15 protein-coding genes are annotated in these 22,295 nt (G+C 57.9%); 9 read left to right on the top strand and 6 right to left on the bottom strand.

The window, feature by feature from the left end; all coding sequences use genetic code 11:
- Positions 1-21: 21 nt before the first annotated feature.
- The 3 genes from PTZ19_RS08805 to PTZ19_RS08795 form a co-directional block, all read right to left on the bottom strand.
- Positions 22-885, bottom strand: coding sequence for a carbohydrate ABC transporter permease (locus PTZ19_RS08805; protein ID WP_276353821.1), 864 nt, complete (start codon positions 883-885; stop codon positions 22-24).
- 22 nt (positions 886-907) lie between these two features.
- Entirely contained in the window at positions 908-1,801 is an 894-nt protein-coding gene (locus tag PTZ19_RS08800) for a carbohydrate ABC transporter permease (protein ID WP_276353820.1), read from the bottom strand.
- A 120-nt stretch (positions 1,802-1,921) separates the two neighbouring features.
- The gene (locus tag PTZ19_RS08795) at positions 1,922-3,280 is read right to left on the bottom strand and encodes an ABC transporter substrate-binding protein (RefSeq protein ID WP_276353819.1); all 1,359 of its coding nucleotides are present in this window, start codon (positions 3,278-3,280) and stop codon (positions 1,922-1,924) included.
- A gap of 268 nt (positions 3,281-3,548) precedes the next feature.
- On the opposite strand from PTZ19_RS08795, the gene PTZ19_RS08790 reads away from it, so the two are divergent.
- From PTZ19_RS08790 to PTZ19_RS08775, 4 genes are read left to right on the top strand one after another with little or no spacing between them, the layout of a single operon-like run.
- The gene (locus PTZ19_RS08790) at positions 3,549-4,340 is read left to right on the top strand and encodes an SDR family NAD(P)-dependent oxidoreductase (protein WP_276353818.1); all 792 of its coding nucleotides are present in this window, start codon (positions 3,549-3,551) and stop codon (positions 4,338-4,340) included.
- A 6-nt stretch (positions 4,341-4,346) separates the two neighbouring features.
- Positions 4,347-5,135 carry an SDR family NAD(P)-dependent oxidoreductase gene (locus PTZ19_RS08785; protein WP_276353817.1) on the top strand — a complete coding sequence of 263 codons (789 nt, stop codon included), beginning with the start codon at positions 4,347-4,349 and terminating at the stop codon, positions 5,133-5,135.
- Between the two features lie 52 nt (positions 5,136-5,187).
- Positions 5,188-6,561: a mandelate racemase/muconate lactonizing enzyme family protein gene (locus PTZ19_RS08780; protein WP_276353816.1), complete on the top strand. Its 1,374-nt coding sequence runs from the start codon at positions 5,188-5,190 to the stop codon at positions 6,559-6,561.
- A gap of 33 nt (positions 6,562-6,594) precedes the next feature.
- Complete coding sequence (locus tag PTZ19_RS08775) at positions 6,595-7,506, top strand: RraA family protein (protein ID WP_276353815.1); 912 nt, start codon at positions 6,595-6,597, stop codon at positions 7,504-7,506.
- 390 nt (positions 7,507-7,896) lie between these two features.
- Here PTZ19_RS08775 and PTZ19_RS08770 read toward each other — a convergent pair whose 3' ends face one another.
- Entirely contained in the window at positions 7,897-9,057 is a 1,161-nt protein-coding gene (locus PTZ19_RS08770) for a glycerate kinase (protein WP_276353813.1), read from the bottom strand.
- A 171-nt stretch (positions 9,058-9,228) separates the two neighbouring features.
- Here PTZ19_RS08770 and PTZ19_RS08765 point away from each other — a divergent pair, with 171 nt between their 5' ends.
- Together PTZ19_RS08765 and PTZ19_RS08760 are read left to right on the top strand one after the other, a co-directional pair.
- Positions 9,229-10,341, top strand: coding sequence for a CdaR family transcriptional regulator (locus PTZ19_RS08765; protein WP_276353812.1), 1,113 nt, complete (start codon positions 9,229-9,231; stop codon positions 10,339-10,341).
- A 241-nt stretch (positions 10,342-10,582) separates the two neighbouring features.
- Complete coding sequence (locus PTZ19_RS08760; RefSeq protein WP_276353811.1) at positions 10,583-17,818, top strand: putative Ig domain-containing protein; 7,236 nt, start codon at positions 10,583-10,585, stop codon at positions 17,816-17,818.
- A gap of 53 nt (positions 17,819-17,871) precedes the next feature.
- On the opposite strand, the gene shc is transcribed toward PTZ19_RS08760, so the two are convergent.
- The gene (shc, locus tag PTZ19_RS08755) at positions 17,872-19,701 is read right to left on the bottom strand and encodes a squalene--hopene cyclase (protein ID WP_276353809.1); all 1,830 of its coding nucleotides are present in this window, start codon (positions 19,699-19,701) and stop codon (positions 17,872-17,874) included.
- Between the two features lie 129 nt (positions 19,702-19,830).
- On the opposite strand from shc, the gene PTZ19_RS08750 reads away from it, so the two are divergent.
- Together PTZ19_RS08750 and PTZ19_RS08745 are read left to right on the top strand one after the other, a co-directional pair.
- Positions 19,831-20,952 carry a DUF2515 family protein gene (locus tag PTZ19_RS08750; RefSeq protein ID WP_276353997.1) on the top strand — a complete coding sequence of 374 codons (1,122 nt, stop codon included), beginning with the start codon at positions 19,831-19,833 and terminating at the stop codon, positions 20,950-20,952.
- The gene (locus PTZ19_RS08745; RefSeq protein ID WP_276353808.1) at positions 20,915-21,328 is read left to right on the top strand and encodes a CBO0543 family protein; all 414 of its coding nucleotides are present in this window, start codon (positions 20,915-20,917) and stop codon (positions 21,326-21,328) included. Before PTZ19_RS08750 ends, PTZ19_RS08745 begins: the two co-directional genes overlap by 38 nt.
- A 31-nt stretch (positions 21,329-21,359) precedes the next feature.
- Here the strand turns inward: PTZ19_RS08745 and PTZ19_RS08740 are convergent, their stop codons facing one another.
- Entirely contained in the window at positions 21,360-21,713 is a 354-nt protein-coding gene (locus PTZ19_RS08740; protein WP_276353807.1) for a DoxX family protein, read from the bottom strand.
- A 142-nt stretch (positions 21,714-21,855) separates the two neighbouring features.
- On the opposite strand from PTZ19_RS08740, the gene PTZ19_RS08735 reads away from it, so the two are divergent.
- On the top strand, positions 21,856-22,251 hold the full coding sequence (locus PTZ19_RS08735) for a winged helix-turn-helix transcriptional regulator (protein WP_276353806.1): 396 nt from the start codon (positions 21,856-21,858) through the stop codon (positions 22,249-22,251).
- Positions 22,252-22,295 lie beyond the last annotated feature (44 nt).

Raw genomic sequence — 22,295 nt, 5'->3', positions numbered from 1 at the left:
CGCGCATATCCTCCCAACTCGTTATCCTTTTACGGCGCCGACCGCGACTCCTTCGATGAAGTATTTGGAGCAGTACAAATACACGATCAGCACCGGTATGGTCAAAATCATCAGCCCTGCCGCCAGCACGCCGTAATCGCTGCCGTACTCCGACTGAAAATTGATGAGCCCGAGCGGCAACGTCTTCAGCGCTTCGTCCTTCACCGCGATCAGCGCCCAATAAAATTCGCTCCACGCGTGCTGGAAATTAATGATCACGACCGTCGCGATGACCGGCGAGATCAGCGGAATGTCGATTTTGATCAAGATCTGGAACAGCGACGCGCCGTCCACGACCGCCGCCTCGTCCACTTCCTTGGGCAGTCCCTTGACGAAATTGGTCATGATGTAGATGCCCATGACGACGCCGGATGCCGTATAAGGCAAAATCAATCCCCACCGGGTATGGATGAGTCCCAAATCCTTGAGCAGCATGAACACGGGCACCGTGGTCATCTCGATCGTAATGAATAAAGCCGTCAAATAAAGGAGCAGCAGAGCGTTGTGGCCCCGGGGACGCAGTTTGCCGAACGCATAGGCGGCCATGATGGTGATGACCAGCTGAAAAATCAAAGTGACGACGGTCACGATCGCGCTGTTCAGGAAATATTCGGCGACATGCCCGAGTTTCCAAGCCACCGCGTAATTGTCCAGCATCATCTTCGTGACCGCGAACGGCTTCGTGATGACGTCCGTCGTCGATTTGAAAGAAGTCATGAGAATGAACAGGATCGGATACAGCGTAAGCAGGGCGACGATCCCAAGCGCGAGCTGACCGACAACGGCAATGGCCCGTGCGGCGTTGCTCGAGTGCCGTCCGGTCGGCGATATTTCGGTTTTGAACAATCGTTTCACCTCCCCGGATCGGTCATAGCTCTTTCGGTTTCAGGAGGGTGCGGCTGATCACCGTAATGATCAGAATGACGACGAACAGGATCACGGACATCGTCAACGCGGAGGAGAACCGGAAATTCTGGAACGCCTCGCGATAGATCAGCATGCCCACGACCTGGGTCGACGTGCCCGGCCCGCCTCCCGTCATGAGATAAAACATGTCGAACGATTTCATCCCGCCGATGAGCGAGAGCATGAAATTGATTTCCGTCGTTCCCCACGTCAGCGGCAAGAAAAAATGCCGCAATTGCTTGAGTTTGGTCGCGCCGTCGATCGTGGACGACTCCAGGATTTCCTTGGAAATGTCCAGCATGGCGATATAGTACAAGATCATGGAAAACCCGACGTATCGCCAAGTGTTCGTGACGATGACGCTCGCGAGCGCCGTTCCCGGTTCCCCGAGCCATCCTTTGGCCAGCGAGTCCAGGCCTACCGCGTACAAGAACTGGTTGATCAAGCCGAAATTGGGGTCGTACATGAACACCCACATGACCGCGACGGCCGCCGCTGGGAGGATGACCGGCACATAGAGCGCAATCTGATAAAACTTCTGCCAACGCTGGGTCAATTGATAGACGCCGAACGCGAGCAGGAAGCCCAGGATCGTCTGCACGACGGACGTGATGACCGCGAATTTCAGGTTCACGCCCAGCGACGCCCAGAAATCCGGCATATCCGCGAACATCCGGACGTAATTGTCGAATCCGATCCAGGCGAACCCGTTGCCGAAGCCCGTCCAGTCGGTGAAGCTCATGATCAGGCTGTTGACGACGGGGTAGAACAGAAAGGCCCCGAGTATGGCGAATGACGGCAGAAGAAAGACGTAACCGAGCCGTCTTCTCCTTCTCTCGATCGATGGGATGCCCATCCGATTCGCTCTCCTTCCGATGCGACAACGGGCTGCGGCGTCTCCGCGTTCCATCCGGCCCGCAGGGACGCCGCTGCCTGAAGCAGCTATGCCGTTTGCTAGCAGTACAAAATCCTTAGTTTACTTCGCCAGTTCGATCTGTTTCTTGTAATTGTCGTTCCACACTTGCTCCAGCTTCTCCGGCGTGTAGGAATCCTGCAGCAGGAAGTTGGCGAACTCCTGGGCGTTCCGCGTGACGACATCGCCGACGTTGTAGTCCGGGAACTGCGTGTACTTGCCCGCGACCTTGATGTATTTGGCGAACGTATTCATGTCCGGATCGTTATACTTCACGCCGTTGCGCGTCATCACCGAGAGCGTTTCCTCCGCCCACAGGTTTTGCACTTCCTCGGAGTTCAGGAACTTCAGGAGCTCGATCGATTCATCCGGATGCTCGGTCTTGCTGTTCGCCATGAAGCCGTCGAACCCTCCGGGCAGGAAGAAGTCTTTGGCGCCTTCCGGAGCCGGAATCACCATGAATTGCATCTTGAACTTGCCGTTCACGCCATTGCGCATGGCGGTCAATTCGTTGTTGTTCAGCAGAATCATCGGACTCTTGCCCGTGTAGAACAGCGCTTGCGCCTGTTCGCGCCCTACGCCGAGCGGGCTTTTGCCGTAATAGCCTTTCTTGTACCATTCCTTCGATTTCTTGACGGCTTCGGCATAAGGCCCCTTGATGTCGACCTTGCGGGCTTTCACGTATTCGGGATCGGTCAGAATGCCGGCTTGCATCAGATTGTAGCCGACGAAATACTGGTTCATTTTCTCGATCTGGAAGCCGTTCGGATTGCCTGCGATCGCGAACGGCGTAATGCCCTTCGCCAGCATCTTGTCCATCAGCTGTTCAAGCTCGGCTTGGTTGGCCGGTTCCGTCCAGCCGTTGGCGTCGAACATGTCCTTGTTGTAGGCGATGAACGTCGTGCTGCCGCGGAACGGGAGGTTGTATACCTTTCCGTCGTAGATGCCCGCATCCAAGATGACCGGGTCGATGAAACTGTTCTTCCATTCCGGATCGGCGTCGAAGTAAGGCGTCAGGTCCATGGCCACGCCTTGTCCGATGTAGATGGACATATCCTTGGGCCACATGAAGGTAACGTCGGGCGCTTCGCCGCTGGCGAAGGCGACTTGAAGCTGATCCTTGATTTTGTCCCACGGCGTGACGCTGACTTCGACCTTGATGTTCGGATGCTTTTCTTCGAACATGGCGATCGTCTTTTTCATCGTGGTCTCGAATTCCGGCCAAGTATAGAGGAACTTCAGCGTGACATTCTCCGCCGGTTGGCCGGATGAAGCGGACGCGCTGGATGCCGGAGGCTGGCCGGTTTCCGGTTGTTGCGATGCGGAATTGCCGTCGTTCTTGCCGCCGCAGGCTGCGACGAATACGAGCAGCAGCGCGGCGAGCAGCATGTAGGCGGACTTGCGGATGTTGCGTTGGCGCATGGACAGTTTCCCCCTTGCTGGAGTTGTGAAAGTGCTTTCAGCGTAACGTTACGACCCTAATGGTAAGGCAGGCGAGCCCGGTTGAACAGGAAGCGATCTTTGAATTTGTTCCGGATTTTTTAGCGAATGGGAAGGGCGGGCAAGCCGCCCCGCAAACGCCTAAAAAAAACCGAACAAATCTAAAAATACATTCATTGTCCCGCCCGGTCTCCTCATCTAAGATGGACCTGTTCATCACAGTTTGGGCTTGCCTGAAGGGGGATGGCCAATGACAGGAACCGTCATGATCACGGACGCGGACAGCGATTCGGGCATCGCGCTCGTTCGCAGGTTCGCGTCGGATACGGGAGCGAATTTCATTCTATGCGGGAATCCGGGCGGAGAGCGGATGCAAGCCGCGCTGTCCGCCTGCCGGTCAGCCGGCGTCCGAACCATGGCGACGGACGCGAGCCTGTGCAGTCCGGCGGCCGTTGATGCCGTGCTGCAGGAGGCGCTGGAGCGCCTGGGCCCCGTCACCGTACTGATCCATAACCGTCGGTGCGCCGCGCCGATCCGGGTGGAAGACGGGGAAGAAGCCGCGTTCCTGCGAATGTTGGATGCGCACGCCAAATCGGCTTTCGTCTGCACCCAGGCCGTCGGCCGGCAGATGGCCGAAGCCGGAACCGGCAGCATCGTTTTCGCCAGTTCCATCCATGCCGAGAAACCGACCGGCTCATCCTTTGCTTACAGCGTATCACAGGGCGCCATCAAGATGTTGGCCAAGGAAGCGGCGCTTACGCTGGGCCGCAGCGGGGTTCGCGTCAACACGATCGAGATGGGACCGGTCGAAGGGGACGACGAACGATTTCGCAGCGACGTAGCCACGCAGTACCGGGATTATCGGTTCAAGGTTCCGAACGCGGAACTGGGCAGCTGGGAAGACCTGGCCGCTTGCGCGCTGTTCCTGGCGTCAAGCGAAGCCCGTTACGTCAATGGCGCGGACCTTCGGCTGGACGGCGGCTTCGTGTTGCATTATCTCGACCATAAAATGAAGCGCGGCCAGCAGCACCGGGAGGGATAGGCGATCATGACGGATTTGAGCGGACGGATTGCCCTGGTCACCGGGGCGGGCACCGGCATCGGCAAAGGCATTGCGATCGAGCTCGCCGCATGCGGCGCGAAGGTTGCCATTCATTACAATTCGAGCGATGCCGGCGCCAAAGACACGGAGGCGCGCATTCGGGCGCTGGGCGGCGAATGCATGCTCGTGCAGGCCGACGTCTCCCGCAAGCAGGAGATCGACCGGATGGCCGAGCAGGTGATCGAACGTTTCGGCGGCATCGACATTCTGGTCAATAACGCGGCCTTGCAAATGAACATCGGACTGTTCGAATATGACGAATCCGCCTACGATCAGCTCATGCACGTGAATCTGAAAGGATACTGGCAGTGCATGCAAGCGGTCATTCCTTCCATGAAGGCGAGAGGCAAAGGGCGTATCGTCATCATCTCGTCGGTGCACAGCAAGCGCCCGACCGACTTCGATCCGGTTTATGCCATGACCAAAGGCGGCATGCGGATGCTGTGCCGGGAAAGCGCGCTGGAGTTGGCCCGGTATAACATCACGGTCAATGCCGTCGAGCCCGGCGCCGTCGATGTGGGGAAGAAGAGCGGCAAACCCCGGGACATTATCCCGGACGAAGTGGCGGGAGAGGCCGTCACCAAGCCGCGGGACGTGCTGTTGCGCAAGTTCCCGATGGGGCGGATCGGCTTGCCGCAAGATGTCGGGCAGTTGGTCTGCTACCTGAGCTCGGATGCGTCGGACTTCATGACCGGGTCGGCGATCCGGCTGGACGGGGCCAGCATGCTGTTCTAGATAACAAACTGTCAATTTTATGCTTGCAGCCATTTGGAGGAGGCGTTCACCCTTGCATTCGCGAGAAACCTATGAAAACACGCTGGCCCATGTGAATACCTGCTCGAAGCCGTCGGAGCTTCGCATTACGGATATCCGTTTTGCCGACATTACCGGCATTCCGACCCATTGCAGCCTGATCAAAGTCTATACGAACCAAGGGTTGGTCGGCTTCGGCGAAGTGCGCGACAACGCGGAGAAGCTTTACGCGCTGATGCTGAAAAGCCGTCTGCTCGGGGAGAACCCGTGCAACGTCGACAAACTGTTCCGGCGCATCAAGCAATTCGGCGGACACGGCCGGCAAGGCGGCGGCGTCAGCGGGCTGGAGGTCGCCCTCTGGGATTTGGCCGGCAAAGCCTACGGCGTCCCGGTCTACCAGATGCTGGGCGGCAAATACCGCGACCGGATCCGCATGTACTGCGACACCGACGTGGACGGCAAAGACACCGGCAGCGCGATGGGCGCGGCGCTCAAGAAACGGATGGAGAAAGGATTCACGTTCCTGAAAATGGACCTCGGCATCAACCAACTCGCGGACGAGCCCGGCACGTTGAGCGGTCCGCCCGGTTTCGTCGAGGAGATGCGCGCATTGGCGGACAAGTGGCGCAACCGGTTCTCCGTGCCGCTTACCCAAGAGGAGAAGCGGCGGCATTACGAGCTCACGAACGTCGCGCATCCGTTCACCGGCATCCACGTGACGGAAAAAGGGTTGGACATGCTGGAGCAATACGTGGCGGAGGTGCGGGACGCAATCGGATATGAAATTCCGCTGGCGATCGACCATTTCGGCCATATCGGGGTTGAAGATTGCATCAAGCTGGGGCGGCGGATCGAGAAGTTCAATCTGGCCTGGATGGAAGATATGATCCCTTGGCAGTACACGGAGCAGTACGCGCGGCTCGCGCGTGCCGTGACGACGCCGATCTGCACGGGCGAGGACATCTATTTGAAGGAAAACTTCGAACCGCTGATGGCGTCGGGGGGCATCTCGGTCGTCCATCCCGACGTGCTGACCGCCGGCGGCATTCTGGAGACGAAGAAGGTCGGCGATATGGCCGGATCGTATGGCGTAGCCATGGCCATCCATATGGCGGAGAGCCCGATCGCCTGCCTGGCGGGCGTACACGCGGCCGCGGCGACGGAGCACTTCCTCGCGCTCGAGTTCCATTCGAACGACGTGCCGTGGTGGGACGATCTGATCGTCAGCAAGCTGCCCAAGCCGCTCGTGCAGGACGGCTATATCCAGGTGCCGGATGCACCCGGGCTGGGCATCGAGGACTTGAACGACGAGGTCATCGCGCAGCACCTGCATCCGGAAATCCCCGGCCTCTGGGAGCCGACGGACCAATGGAACCGGTACTGGTCGAACGACCGGCAATGGAGCTAGCGCTTACACCCTAAGGAGAGAAGGCGAACGCAGATGAAATACGACAATCCCGAAGATATTATCCAGATCACCCCATTGTGGACAGGAGAACGGTTCGCGAACGGCCGGCCCAAAGTTCCGGACGACATCCTGCGCAGAATGCGGCGCATCACGCTCGAGGAGGCGTGGAGCCCCATCTGGCGCCGCGGTTACGATTTTCAGTTCCAAGGCGGTTTTCAAACCGTTCATCCGAATATGACGGTCGTCGGACGGGCGGTGACGGCGGTGTTCGCGCCGGAGCGTCCCGACTTGAACGACGCGCTGCTGAAATACGGGCAAGAAGAGGAACACAGGAAAGGCTTCTTCAACCAATGGGTGATCGACAGCCTGGTCGAGGACGACGTCGTGGTGGTCGATATGTTCGACAAGGTTTATAAAGGCACGTTCGTCGGCGGCAACCTGACCACCGCGATTTCCACCCGGACGAAGCGGGGCGGCGCCGTCGTGTGGGGCGGAATGCGCGACGTGCAGCAGGTGGAGAAAATCGCCAACGTCAACGTGTACCATCGCGGCATCGATCCGACGCCGATCCGGCAGGTGACGATGCTGGGCATGAACGTGCCTTGCCGGATCGGCAACGCGATCTGCCTGCCCGGCGACGTGGTGATGGCAACGCCGATGGGCGTGCTGTTCATTCCGCCGCATCTGGCGGAGCTGGCCGTCGTTTTGGCCGAGAAATCGCAAGTTCGGGACGTGTTCGGGTTCGAGCGGCTGGCGGAAGGCAAATACACGACGGCCGACATCGACGGCGATTGGCCGGTGGCGTTGTGGGAAGATTTCCTGCATTGGTTCCGGACGTCGGACAAGGCGGCGGATTATCAGTCGCTCGCATGGGAAGAGGAGCTGCAGGAAGCGCGCGAGCGCGAAAGAAGCGGGGAAGCGCCCGGCAATACGCCGCGGGCTTAGCGGGCATGGCGCATTGAAAAAGGGGGCGATCCTCCCCTTTTCCGAATATATGGACGTATTCAAAAGGGCCGGCATTCGCCGGCCCTCAGATTGTTGGCGAAGCCGTTGCCAGGGTTCTTTGATACCCCTGGGAAAACCATCCAACGGTTCGAAAGATCAATTACGAATCATCTTAGCAGATCATTCTAATGATTCTGTTTGAAATTTCGAATGCATTTCGCCCTGCGACCGCAAAGTTGAGCGATTGTATGCGATTTTTCGCATAGAATGCCGGCGAATTGCGTTTATCCCAACACGTAAACTCGAAAAAACGAATATAAAATTCAGAAGTGTTGAAGGTTTTTCAACAGGCTGAGGGCCGGCATTCGCCGGCCCTGTTCCGTTCGCGTCTTACCGGCCAGCCGCCTGGGCGATGAGACGCGCGACGCTGCGCGTGCAGCGATACAGCAGCGATTCGGCCTGCTCCATGCAGTCCTGCAGCGAGCTGGGCTGCTCCACGATGGAGAAGCATCCGGCGAACTCGGACAACAGGCGCTCGCTCCCCGGGCCGAGGCTGCCGGAAATGAGCACCGCCCGCGTCCCCTCTTCGCGGGCCAGCCGGGCAACATGCAGCGGCAGCTTGCCGTACAGCGTCTGCCCATCGCTCCGCCCTTCGCCGGTCAGGACCCAGTCCGCCGCCCGCGCCGCCGCTCTCAGACCGGTCTGCTCTTCGATCAACTGCGCGCCCGGCACGAGCTTGGCGCCAAGGGACAGCAGCGCAAACCCGAGACCGCCGGCAGCGCCGGCGCCGGGCGCGTCGCGCAGCGGAGCTCCGCCGGCGGCTGCGCCCATGCCCATGTCCGCGAAGCATGCCTCCAGCTTGGCGGCATAAGCCGCCATAGCCGCATCGAGCGTCCGGCACATCTCCGCGGACGCGCCTTTCTGCGGGCCGTACACGAACGTGGCCCCCTCCTCGCCGACGAGCGGATTGCGGACATCGCACGCCACGGTGATTTCGCAACGTTTGAGGCGCGAATCCAGGCCGCTCAGGTCGATCCGGTCCAGCTCCGGCAAATCGCGCCCATATCCGGACAGCTTATGCCCGGCACCGTCCAGGAAAACGGCCCCGAGCGCCGACAACATGCCGATGCCGCCGTCGTTGACCGCGCTCCCGCCCAGGCCGACGATGATCCGCGAGCTGCTTTGGTCCAAAGCGGCCAAAATCGCTTCGCCCAGTGCCCGGGAAGTCGTATGCAGCGGGTTTCTCCGCTCCGGCGGCACCATCGTCAATCCGCATAAATTCGCCGCTTCCACGACTGCCGTCGTTTCTCCGATGACACCGTAATAGGTTTGAACCCGTTCGCCCAATGGACCCGTCACTTCGATCGGCACCGTCCGCCCGCCGCGCGCCGCGACCAGCGCATCGACCGTCCCCTCGCCCCCGTCCGCCAGCGGAATGCGAAACACTTCCGCATCGGGCATTTCGGCCAGCACGGCGCCGGCCATCGTTTCGGACGCCGCGACGGCGGTCAAACTGCCTTTAAACGAATCCGGAACAATCAATATACGCACCTTACCCCTCACTCCCGGCTGCAGTTTCATAAAGCGTTGCGATCGTGTCAACTTATTATAGCTCACCCTGTTTCCGAACTCTTCGTATATTCCGTACAATTATCAATCGAAATGATATAGAATTATCATGCATTATGCACAAACGAAGAGGCGCATAAAGGAGCCGAAGTCATGCTGCTGTCCCCCGAATTGGCGGAAGAAATCGTAAGAGAGACGATGGTGCGCGTAGGCCGCAATATCAACATGATGGACGAATCCGGCACCATTATCGCAAGCGGCGACCCGGCCCGCATCGGCATCCGCCACGAGGCCGCGGCCGAAGCGATTCGCCGCAACGAGACGATCGCGGTGGACGAATCCGATGACACGCGGTACGCGGGCGCGCAGAAAGGCGTCAACATCCCGATCCGATTCGGACGACGCACGATCGGGGCCATTGGGATCACGGGCCTGCCGAACGAACTGGAACCGCTCGGACAATTGCTGAAAATGACCACCGAGCTCATGATCCGCCAAATCGAATGGAAGCGGCAGGCGGAGCGGCGGCAGCATGAGATCGACCTCATCGTCGAAGCTTTGGTGCGCCGCGAGGACGCTCCGCCGGACACCGACGCGATCGTTCGGCGGCTGCAATCGCTGCAACTGCCTTGGAAGCCTCCCTATCAGGCGGCAATCGTAGCCTGCCCATTCCCCGATGCGAGCCGGAGCCGGGAGAGCCTGATTTCCGGTATCGTCGAGGCGATCGGAAGCGAGGAAACGATCCTCGGCAACGATGGGCCGCAGCGACTCGTCCTGTTGCTGGCCCGGGCGGACCGCGCCGGAGCGGAGCGCTCGCTGCGGAAGCTGTCCGACTGGATGGCGGCCGAGCGTTTGAACGGCCGGATTGCCGTAGGCAATCCGGCGGCGAACCTTGCGCTGGTTCGCGCCAGCTTCGAGGAAGCGGACATGGCGCTGCGGTTCGCCGCCGGGCAAGAGCAGGCGGGCATCGTTCGCTTCGACGACATCGAGGCCAGGGCGCTTGCCAGCCTGATCCCCCGGAAGCACGGCGAGCGGCTATGGCTGAAGATCGAGCCCGTCTGGCAAGAAAAGATGACGGAAACGATCCGGCATTTCTGCGCCGCGAATTTATCGGTTGCGGGCGCCGCCGCATCGCTTGGCATTCATCGCAATACGATGATCTACCGGCTGGAGCAGATCGCTTCGCTCACCGGATACGATCCTCGGCGCTTCGAGCATGCGATGCTGCTGCAGATGGCGCTGTGGCAGCGGCCGGAAACGGAGTGATGCGGCGCGAAGCCGCGCGATAAGTCGGACTGAAACGCAATCCATAACAGCTTGACGGAATCGATACGAAGGAAGATGGCCGATGTTCCCGCACTCGCGGCGGGGTTCGGCGATCTTCTTTTTTTTGATCGGCAAAGGGACTCTTTTTTGTTTTGGGAGAATCTTGGGAGCGGCAAAAGGTAGAATTCCGGTTGAGTTCATAGAATCGTTTACTAGATGCGAGAGGAGAAATTTTCATCTTATGAACAGACTCGGCAGATGGAAACCGTTCGCTGCCTTTGTCACGGCGGCATTCTTGCTCTTCCAGACCTTCGCGGGCACGTTGAAGGTCGAAGCGGCTGAAGCGGCCCAGGCTACGCCGGCTTCCGGCATTGCTTCGTCGGCCGTCGGAACGGCGATGTTCGGAGAGGTCGTTTCCGTGAACGGCTCGGCGCTCCTGCTGAAGCAAGAGGCGATCCAGCTCGATTCGGATGCGGACGAAGGTATTCAGGCAGCGGAACCGCAATCGGCGTTGGCGGACTACGTGGCCGTTCAATTGACCCCGAAAACGGTATATCAGACGAAAAAGGGCGTCTCGATCTCGCTCGGCAGCGGCCTGCTGGTTGCCGGACAGCTCAAGGACGGCAAGCTCGTCGCGGACTTCGTCAGCGACATGTCCGAGGCGGCGCCGATCGAAAATCCGGTGCTGCCGAACCCGATCCCGACCGCGGAGGAATCGCAGACCTCTGCCGTGACGCCGGAGGACGCCCCGGAAAGCGCCTTATCGGGTGCTGAAGCGCCTGCAAGCTCGCCTTTGACCGCTTCGGACACGCTCAAGCCGCAGACGAAAGTACTCGCTCCCGCGGCTGCCGCGACAAGCCAGACGGCCAAGTATACGCTGTCTGGCCAATCGGGGTTCCCCGGCATCCATTGGAATTGGCCGATTATTTATCTCGTGGATTTGGGCGAACTAGGGAAAATCGGCGTATGGTTCGAGTTCAACGCCGGGATGGGAGCCGCGTGGAATTGGCCGGCCGAAGCGAATTTCAAGCTTCCGAAGCTGGAGGTCGGCCAGAAGTCCAAGTTCACCGTCACGATGACGTCCCAGGGAGTCGGCGGAAACGAAAATACGATGTATTCGACGTTCGGCGTCGGGTTTTACGTCCATTTCATTATCGACGTATTGGGAAAACAATACAATTTGGGCGTGCCGATCCTTAATTTCGGGTTCGGCAATTCGACCAATAAGGCGGCGCCTTTCAGCGGCAGTTCTTTCTGGATGGACCGTACGACGGGCATCACGATCCCGCTTTCGATTCCGAAAGTGCCGCTCAAATTCAAAATCACTTTGAATCTCGATTACATGGTTGGCGGCAATGATCCTTTTATCATGGATTCGACCCGGCCGAGCGCCGCAGGGGCGGTCATTACGGACCGTTTCAACTATACCGCCGACCGGCACGTGGTAAGGAATTCGACGTGGGATATCACGCCTTCGGCCACGTCCGGCACGATCCAGTTCCCGGAGGTTCAATACGCTCCGTCGGTCAATTATGCGGAATTGCAAATCAAGGTCGGAGGTTCCGCCGGCATGATCCCGGTTCCGGCCTTTCCCTACCCGCCTATCTCGATCTACACGAATTTTACGCTCGGCGCGAAAGGGACGCCGCCGGCCGTGCCATTCTCGGCCGCGCCCGAGCTCGCGATGGAACCTTACTTGCCCGGCGGGAAAGTCGGCGAAACGTACAGCGCTTCGCTCCACCCGTCCGGCGGATACCCGTTCACGGCAGAACAGCAGACGGCGAACGGGGTCGGCAGCTATAAGCTTTCGATCGTCTCCGGTTCACTGCCGAAAGGCTTGACGCTCGATCCGATCAAGGGAGAAATCAAAGGCACGCTGCTCGCACCGAGCGGAGGCGAGGAATTCGTGATCCGCGTGACGGATGCCGAGAACTTTTCGAAAGATTTCGTTTATAAAATTCCGGTCATGCAAGTAAACGGCACGGGGCAGATCGGACAGTTCGCGGGCCGGCCTTACAGTTATCAGTTGCCGGTGAAAGGCGGCACGGCGCCGTTCAACTGGTCGCTGGAATCCGGAACGCTTCCGCCGGGCTTGTCGCTGAATGCGAACGGTATCTTGTCGGGCACGCCGACGACGGCCGGAACCTATCCGATGAAGTTCCGAGTCGTCGATTCAACCCACGAGGCCACGGAGGGCGACTATGACAGCCTTACAGGGACGGCCGACGTAACCGCCGTAATCGCGCCGCCCAGCGCAAGCGGGCAGTATATATGGAAAGCGGAAGGAACGATCTCCGACGACCCCGGTTACGGCAACGGAATGGTCTATAATCCGGAGTCGGGTGAACTGATGCGGTTTACCGGCGACGGCAAAACGATGCTGTATAACGGAAGCGGCTGGCAACAAGCCACGGGGTTGTCTGCGGCGCCGAAACCAAGAGACTATGCTTCCATGGCTTATTCGCCGAAGCTTGGCGGCATCGTTCTGTACGGAGGCGAAGCGAACGATTGGTCGGGCAACGTCAGCTATCTCGTTTTCGGAGATACGTGGCTTTGGAAGGACGGCGCATGGACCAAGCTCCACGATGGCGTATCGTGGATTCCGAATGGGTCCGGACGGACGATATCCGGGACGGATGCTCCGCCGCCCCGGAAGAACGCGGCACTGGCGCAGGACAGCGCCGGGAATTTGATTCTGTACGGCGGTAACGAAAACATGCTGCCCGCCTATGGGGATACTTGGATGTTCACGGGTACGCAATGGATTCAGCAATCCCCGACGGTCCAGCCGCCGAAAACCCTTGACCCGCTTATGGTCTACCATAAAGGGATCGGGAAGCCGGTGCTCATCGCGCGCAATTTGACGACCGGAAAAACCGAAGTGTACGAATGGAGCGGGACCGACTGGTTGGACAAAACCACCCAAGTCTACCAAGCGGGAGTCGGTCCGCAGGATTTGTATCTGTCCGGAGCCGCCTACCATGAAGCCTCGCGTCAACTCGTGCTGTACGGCGGCTACGAAAAGCAGCTGGGCAGCTATGGCGTCGGACCGATGAAGCAAGACTTCTGGGGCCTCGGCACATTGGGCGGCACGGGCAACGGGGACGGCGTCCTGTCTTCGTGGACGCGCGTCCAAGCCGTCGGACAGCCGTCTTTCCGCAATCCTTCCTTGACGAACGAATTCGTATATCCGGTTATGATGTCCTATGACCCGTCTCGGGGGACGCTGATGGCGTTCGCCAAAGAATTCGCCGGAACGGCCAATCTATACAGCCTGAGCCTGAGCGGCTTGGTTGCCAATCCCCCGGTGCTGCCTGCTGACGGCGTCGCCCAAACGGAGCTTACGTTCCAAGTGACGGACAGCGGCGGGACCCCGATGCCGGGACGGTCGGTCAAGCTGACCGGCACCGGCAGCGTATCGGGCAACCTGCCGGCGCAGACGGCGGTATCCGACAGCTCGGGCATCGTGAAGTTCCGCTATCAAGGCACCCAGGCGGAGACGCTGGCGCTGCGCATTGACGATGCAGCGACGGGCGAAACGCTGGGCGGAACGACGGTCGTGCTCACCGAGCCGGTTCCCGCGGCGGAGCAATCTGCTTTGGCCTTTACCGAGACCGAAATCATGGGGGACGGCGTAACGCCGGCGACGCTGAACGTCATTGTCAAAAACGAAAACGGCGTGCCGCTTCCGGGATACACGATTACCGCGACTGCCGGGAATTCCGCGACCGCCCAGGTGACGGCCGCGAGCCCGGGCTCGGATACGACCGATTCGGATGGGAAAGCGACACTGGCAGTCAAGGATACGACGGCGGGCACGTTGCTGATCGCGGTATCCGCCGGCAAAGCGGGGAGCGATCCCGCTCAGCTGGGAGAAATCTCGCTGCGGGTGCTTCCGTTTAACCCGCTGGCGATCACGACGGCTAGCCTGGCCGACGGGCAGGCGGGCGACCCCTACGAAGCTGTGCTGGAAGCGGCGGGAGGAAACGGCTCCCATCACTGGAGCGTGATCGACGGGGAACTGCCGTCCGGATTGAGCTTGAGCGAAGACGGACAAATCACGGGGATTCCGGCAACCGACAGTTTCGGAAGCTATGCGTTTACGGTTCGGGCGACGGATGATTCCAGTCCCGTCCAATCGGCTTCCGCGGAACTGAAACTGAAGGTGATTCCGCCGCCGCTCGTCGTTCAGCCTCCGGAAATCAATAAGAACAGAGACGACAGCAGCGACGCCGACATCTCCATGAAGATCGGAGACTATGGTTACATTCGACTATCCGCGGAAGGCGGTACCGGCAGCTATTCCTGGTCCGTCGTTTCCGGCACCATGCCGAAGGGGATGACGCTGAACGCGTCAACCGGTATTATCGACGGCGTGCCGACCGAAGCCGGGGATTACCATCTCGCCGTGCAAGTAAAGGACAGCGCCGATGCGACCGCGCAAACGGTCGTAGATTTCCCCGTGCTGCCGGCGGAAGCCGCGTACGTGGAAACCGGATCCAGCGCGGCCGCGGACGGCGCCGTGGTCGTCGAATCCGGGGACGTAACCGCGAACGCGGTCGGCCAGGGCCAATTGGAAGTTTCCATATTCCAGCGGAACCCGGGCGGCGATACGATCGGAACGTTCCGTACGGCGAACCGGTATTTCCGAATCCAACAAAACGGAAGCTTTTCGACCGTCGCGTTCGAAGTGGAGAACGTAACGCCGGAGGCCCATCACTTGTACCGTTGGGATGCGGCAAGCGAGTCCTGGAGTCTGCTTCCGGGGCAGACGTTCGACTCAGCCCGTGGCATCACGGCCGTGACGCTGGATGCCGCGGCGATCGGAAATTTGTCCGGCGGCATCGCGTTCGCGATCGGCTCGCCGATCGAACCGCCGCCGACGCTCACGGGAATCGACGTCGATTCGGGACCGGCCCTGGGGGGCACCGCGGTTACCGTGTCGGGCGATCGCTTCACGGCGGATTCCGTCGTGCTGTTCGGCGGCGAGCCCGCCGCTTCGACCGAATTCGTCGACAGCGGCACGCTAAGGGCCGTCTCGCCGCCGGGAACCGGCGTCGTCGACGTGCGGGTGCAAAACGCTTACGGTGCCAGCGAATTGACGGAGGCGGGGAAGTTCGCTTATGTCGGTGCACCGGCATCCGTGCGCATTACGCTGGAACTGGGAGACGAAGCGCTCCAAGAATCGTTGCTCGGGGGTTCTCCCGGCGAGAGGCTGCCCGCGTACGGATACGTATATGACGAAACCGGCAGGCCGATCGCCAATGCGGAAGTGGAACTGAGCATCTCCCAAGGCTCCGTTCCGGCATCCGTGACGACGGATGGCAACGGCCGCTATACGGCTCAGGTCGAGTTGCCGAAACAGCCGTCCGGCAATGCCCAGGCGACGCTAAAGGCCGTTGTTAAGGGAACGTCCGCAGCCGTGCAAAGGCAAATTCTCGTTTCCGCCCCGCCGGAGGTGAGGACGACCGCTCTCCCGAGCGGACAAGTCGGACAGGCGTATCGCGAGGAGCTGACCTCCACGGGAAGCCAATCCGGCGTCCAATGGAATTTTAGCGGCGCTCTTCCGCCGGGATTGGAAGGAAACGCGAACGGGATCATTCAAGGTACCCCGACAACGAGCGGCGTCTTCTTCATCGAAGCGGAAGCCGTGGATTCCAACGGTTCTCAGAAAGACCGGGTGTCCTTGCCGCTTGTCGTCTACCAGCCGCTGGCCCAGCCTTTGCATCTGATGGCGGAAAGCCCGGCGACGGCTTTGCCCGTCAGCGTCATTGCTTCGGTCTACGGAATGCCGGAGCTGACTCTCGCTAGCGTAACCCTGAATCCGACAGGAATCGTGAACGCAGAGATATCGGGCGGCCAATTGTGGATTACGCCAGCCTCGGCTGGATCGACGATCGCTTCGGTGACCGTGACGGAATCGGTCTACGGAAGCAGCGCCGATATTCTGCTGCCGGTGACGGTAGGCTCTTCCGAGATGCTGCCTCCCGTCGCTAAGACCGTCCAACCCTTGATTTTGAAAAGCGGCGGCTCTTCGTTATCCATGACCGCGGAGCAATTGGCAACGCCGGCCTATGCCGGACACGCCTTGCGGATCGACAGAGCGGTTTCGAACCGTCCGGGCGTGGCGGCTGCTCAAGTCGTCGGCAATCTTCTGATCATTTCGCCGATCGCTTCCGGCGACGCGAATATTGCGGCGACTGTCACGGATGCAGTATATGGAACAAGCATTCAAATGTCGATTCCCGTACGGGTTCTGGCGCCGGAGGAACCGCCCCGGTCGGACCCCGAACCTGTTAAGCCGTCCAACCCCTCGACTACGGCGAAGATCACGCTGCCGAACGGCCGGACGGTTGATGGCGATATCGTGGAAACGTCCGCCGGGAAATACGAGCTGAGCCTGCCGTCCGCCGCATCCGGCGGGGAGGTGCAGTTGGGTGCCTCGCTAATCGCCAAGCTGCTGGGAAGCAGGCAGCAAGCCCAGCTGCGGATACGTTCCGAGGAAGGATGGTTCGATTTGCCGCTTGGGGATCTGAAGAACTCCTTACAGGCCTACGCGGGCAACGGAGGATACGTACGGGCGGGATTCAGGAAGCTTACAGGTGCGGATGGCGAACGCATCTCCGCGCGGCTGAACCGGGACTACGGCCTGACGCCGGTGTCTTCCCCGTTCGATTTCACGCTTGCGCTAGTCGACGGACAGGACCGCGCCCGCACGATCGACTCGTTCGATCGTTTCTTAACCCGGGCGATTGACGTCGATGACGCGGCGAAGGCAGACCGCACGACCGTCATGTGGCTGGACGAAAGCGCCGGGAAATGGCGGCCCGTTCCTTCCCGACTTACGAAGGAAGGCGGCCGAAGCGTGCTCTTGTTCAAACGCAAGGGCAACAGCGTCTACGCGGCCGTCGCTTCGCGAGCAGAGTTCGAGGACGTGAAGCAGCATTGGTCCCGGGCGGCCGTAGAGGAAATGGCCGCGAAGCAGATCGTGTTCGGCGTCGGCGCCGGAAGGTTCGACCCGGAAGGGCAAGTCACCCGGGCGCAGTTCGCCGCCATGCTCGTACGCGCGCTCGGCATTTCGGAAGGAGGGTCCGGCAAGCCGCTCTTCACGGATGTCGAAGGCACGCAGTGGTACGCTTCGTCCGTCGAGGCCGCGGCCGAATCCGGACTGGTGAGCGGATACGCCGACCGCACGTTCCGGCCGAATCAAACGATTTCGCGCGCCGAGATGGCGGTCATGCTCGGCCATGCGCTCGTCTATCTTGGCGAAGATAAAGGCGGCCCATCGGCGGACATCTCGGCTTACAAGGACTCCGATTCGGTTGCCGGCTGGGCGAAAGAAGCGTTCGCGGCCATGCTGGAGAAGGGGATCCTGAAAGGGACGACCGACGGACAGCTGGCGCCCGGGCGCACCGCCGCGAGAGCGGAGGCGGCCGCCGTCCTGCAGCGCTTGTTGAACCTCGTCACGTTCGAGTAATCGAGAAACGGAAGCGAATGACCGTCCCCGGGGATGACCCTGGGGACGGTTCTTTATTCAAACTTCCTTCGATAATGCGCTAAAGCAAGCAGCGGGAAGATATACCGGTAGCTATGATAATGGATATAGAACGCTCCTCCCATCCCTTGGCCTTTGGGATAGTCGGTGGACCAATCCTCCTTCTCAAGGGAATCCAGCAAATAGGTTATTCCTTTCTGGATGGCTGCGGTCGGCCGGTCAGCAATGGCGATCAAGGCATCCAGCGCCCAAGCGGTGTCCGTCAGCGTACTCGCCATTAACGGAACGTAGGTCATTCGAATGTCGCTTCGGCAAGATTCGCCCCAGCCGCCGTCCGGATTCTGTATACTCCTAAGCCATGCCGCCGCCTTTTGAATGCATGGGTGGGTATTCGGTATGCTGACTGCCTTCAAGCCCGTAATCGCCCCCCATGTGCCGTATATATAACAAATCCCCCACCGTCCGTACCACGAGCCGTCGGCCCGCTGATTTCGGAACAGCCACTGCACCGCATGCCGGATAACCGAATGGCTGACGGGGAGGTTCGTATAATTCCCGATAAATTCAAGCGTTCTCCCGGTCAAATCCGCACAAGAGGGATCCATCAGCAGAAATTTTCCCTTCTCGATCGGTAACAATTGCAAGAGCTTGGAATCGGCGTTTTTCTCGAAAGCGGGCCAGCCGCCATTATCGTTTTGCATCGACAGTACCCAACTGACGCCCCTTCCCCAGGCGGCTGGATGGCGCGACGCGATTCCGGTTATGGACCTCAACGAAGCCGTTGTATCGTCCACGTCCGGATTCATGGTATTCACGTCCGAAAACCCCCAGCCGCCGGGCAAGACGTTCGGATTATGCACAGCCCAGTCGCCCAAGCGATCATGCTGATGTCTCAGCAAATAACGGTTTGCCTTCGCCACCATGGGGTCTTGGGGCGAAACGCCCGCTGCCTGAAGCGTATAACCGATTAATGAGGTATTCCACACGTTTGCCGTGGTGTATTGCATATGAGGAAGGCCATTCACTTCGCTTTTCATGGCCCGAATCCCGTCTACGGCCTTGGTAATGACCGGATCCGTTTTCTTATATCCGAGGGAAAGCAGGGCGAAAATCATCAGAAAGGTACAGCTATAATAACTGTAAAAGGTTCCGTCCGGCTCCAAACGGTTCAGCATATACTTTTCGGCCCGCTCAATGGCTAAGCGGCGCAGCTCGCTCTGAACGCCGAGCAGCCGGTTGACTCCGTCCTGAATCATGGAGAGCAGCGAACGCCATTCGCTTGAGCGGACCCATTGGTCCTCGTCATCCCTGATCCCTTTCAAATCAGACAGGTCAGGAGCATAGGCGGATGGAATGGAAAACTTTTTTTCCGCCAGTATCATGATCGGGGTCAAATTGGCTCTTCCGAATACGGAAAAAGAATAGAAATTGATCGGGAAGCTATGCGGGAGCAGAATCATTTCAATGGGGAGCGGGGAATGGGATGGCCATTCGTATTGCCCGGTCAGCGCCAGCATGATTTTCGTAAACGTACTCACTTCCGATAACCCGCCGCTGGCGATCATGAACCTTTTGGCGGCTTGAAGCCGCTCATCGTCCTTGCGGTACAATCCGGAAAAGAGCAAAGCGTAATAGGCTTCTAAAGTGGCCGTTACATTGCCCTCTCCTTCATCATGAAAAAGCTTCCATGCGCCATTTTTCTGCTGCCTGCTCATTATCCTTCGGCAAAGACCTTGGATCAATTCCTCATCATCAATTTCCAAAGTCCGTAATAAAATTATCATATAAGCATCGGTAGAAATACCGGTGTCAAACGGATAAGCCCACGATCCATCGGGAGATTGGTCTTTTCGAAGCCGATCCATGATCCACTCTCTCCCCTTCACAGCATCCAGCATTCCGGCACTCCTTCCTCCCGCGAAAGCATCTTTAGGCTATTCATATTCGGCTCTACGAAAGAGCATTCATATGGGAGGGAAGCGGCTATCCTATTCATCCGAAACCGGCAAAACTCACCGCTTGAAACGATTCGCCAAGAATTAAGGAAACGAAAGAAACACACCCAAGCCCTCTCGAAAGAGTTGGCGCTCTTCGATCATAATCTTTTGAACAAAATAAAATGGATGACCCGCGAGCGCAACCTCAACAATTTGACGAGAACGAAAGCCTATCTCGAGTTTTATCTCCGGCATCCTGAAGTCCACTGGGCGTTCTTGGGCCATATGGTCTCACGCAATGGCGGATGGAATATGACCGATCTCAAGGGGGAGTTTTTAACCAAACTGCTCTCGGAGAAGGAGCAGGAAACCTTTTTTCATTTTCTAGAACGCGGCAATTGGCTGATTTTCCAAGACGTATACCCGCAATTTCTGCTGTACGAAGAGAGTTTGAAGCAAAATAGACCCTTGTTTGATCTGATGCCCCTATTTAACGTTTCGATTTTTATGGAAACGGTTTGGAACTATTTTTGGAGAGTCCGAGATTCCTATATTCTGTGTATCGCGTTAGTCATCAACGAACAAAGCTACTTGGAACGAAGGGTCATTCAAAATCCTCATTATCAAAAGGAAGTATTATCCAAATTCGAATTTCAGCTTCAGGATTGGCTGTCCTTCAATCAAATTCTTTTTCCTTCGGAAGGCGAGAACCTAAAGGGGCAAACCCTTCACCAATTCCGGTCTCTTCATGAACGGATCTTGCTTGGGAAAAGGCTGTATGCCATTTTGTTTAAAAACAAGGATTTCCATGCGCAGGCACTGGATTGGGCGAAACGTCATCCGCACACGGGATCCAGGAGGGATTACTGGCCGCATTTATTCCATTACGTAAACGAAGGCCTGCCTGGAATCACCTATCCATTAAGGTTAAAATCATGCCGGCTTCGTAAAGGAGCGAGGAAAATTTACAGCCCCAAACTTGAACATGCCTGGAAAAACGTCAGCCACTCTGAGGCAGAACCGGGAGATTGGTTCCAGGACCTAAACGCGGTGGATGATTTAGAGGATGACATCGAAACGATGGACGGTGAAATCAAGAGTGAATACTGTAAAACATTGGGACGGCTTGAGGTTGCCGCGCTTGCCCAAAAAACGATCCCCTTTTTGGAATCAAAATAGTGCAGCATGCGCGCTCCTGTCATCCCTTGCGGGTACTTATTTGGATCTTTATTTCGTCGGCAAAGGGCTGTATCGGTTTCCTCATCGGCTGCTTCCGGAGATCTTCCCGATTAATATCGTCTTCACTTTAATCGGACTGCCTCTGTTGACGATGGTTTTTTTGCATGTCCTCACCCGAGTGAATCCATTAGGGAAAGCATGCTTGATCTTGATTGCCAGCCTGTTGATGTCCATTGCGGAAAAACTGGCAGAACGGCTAGGGGCGTTTGCCCATTCCGATCAATGGATGCATGTATACAGCTTTTTCGGATATTTGCTTTTTTTAACGGTCATCTCAACGGTATATTTTGTTGCCGCTCAAAACAGCTCGGCCTAATGTGTGGTACGGTTCACCGCGCCCCAGCGACTCACATACGGCCTATAGCGACGATTAAGGCTATCACCAAGAACACGATGTTAACGCCAATCTCTCGATATTCGTTACGTAAAGCATGGAATACGGCTCCGAAAAGAACAATCGCGGCAAGACCGATTGCGGCGAAAGGCGTCAAAACTGGCGCGATGTTGGTCGCTTGAGGAATAATCAATCCAATAACCCCTATAAGCTCTGCTATTCCGATAAAGAATACGAACCCTCTTGAAACCTCGCTCATCCAAGGCCAAGACGTTTTTGCTTTTTCAAACTTAAATGCCTTCATCCAACCGGAATAAATAAATCCCAGTCCTAGAATCCCTTGCACGATCCACAACGAGATATTCATGGTCTGTCAGCTCCTTTGCTTGTGCATGCTCAATATCCAGACCTATAATATTATGTGTTGCAAGTATTTCGAAGTAGGTACTTTATATAAACTCAGTATAGAAAAATAAACCTTAGTAGGGTAAATGGGGGGAGAGTGGGGAATGACTACCTTTTGTAAATTTGAAACCGCATTAGATATTCTGATCGGGAAGTGGAAGCCTGTTATTCTGCTTCGCCTTTTTGCAAATGGCACGATGAGATTTAGCGAACTTCAAAAAGCGATCCCGGACATCACCAAAAAAATGCTCACTCAACAGTTAAGGGAATTAGAGTATCACGATATTATCCATCGCGAGGTTTATCATCAAATTCCTCCCAAAGTCGAATACTCTATCACCGAATATGGCCAACGAATGGCCCCTTTATTGCAGGCAATGAATGACTGGGGAGTGGACCATATCACTCACTTAATCGAATTATATGGAGAGGCCGCTTTGGAAGAACAAAAAGAGCCGGCTTTTTCCACGGATGCAGCCGATGCGAGAAAGCAAGTCTAAAAGAGGCTGCCCCCAGTCATCTATGATGACTGAGGGATAGGCCT

This window comes from Cohnella caldifontis (assembly GCF_029360585.1).
In the GTDB taxonomy this organism is placed as follows: Bacteria; Bacillota; Bacilli; order Paenibacillales; family Paenibacillaceae; genus Cohnella; species Cohnella caldifontis.
This window is presented reverse-complemented; position numbering and strand designations above follow the sequence as displayed.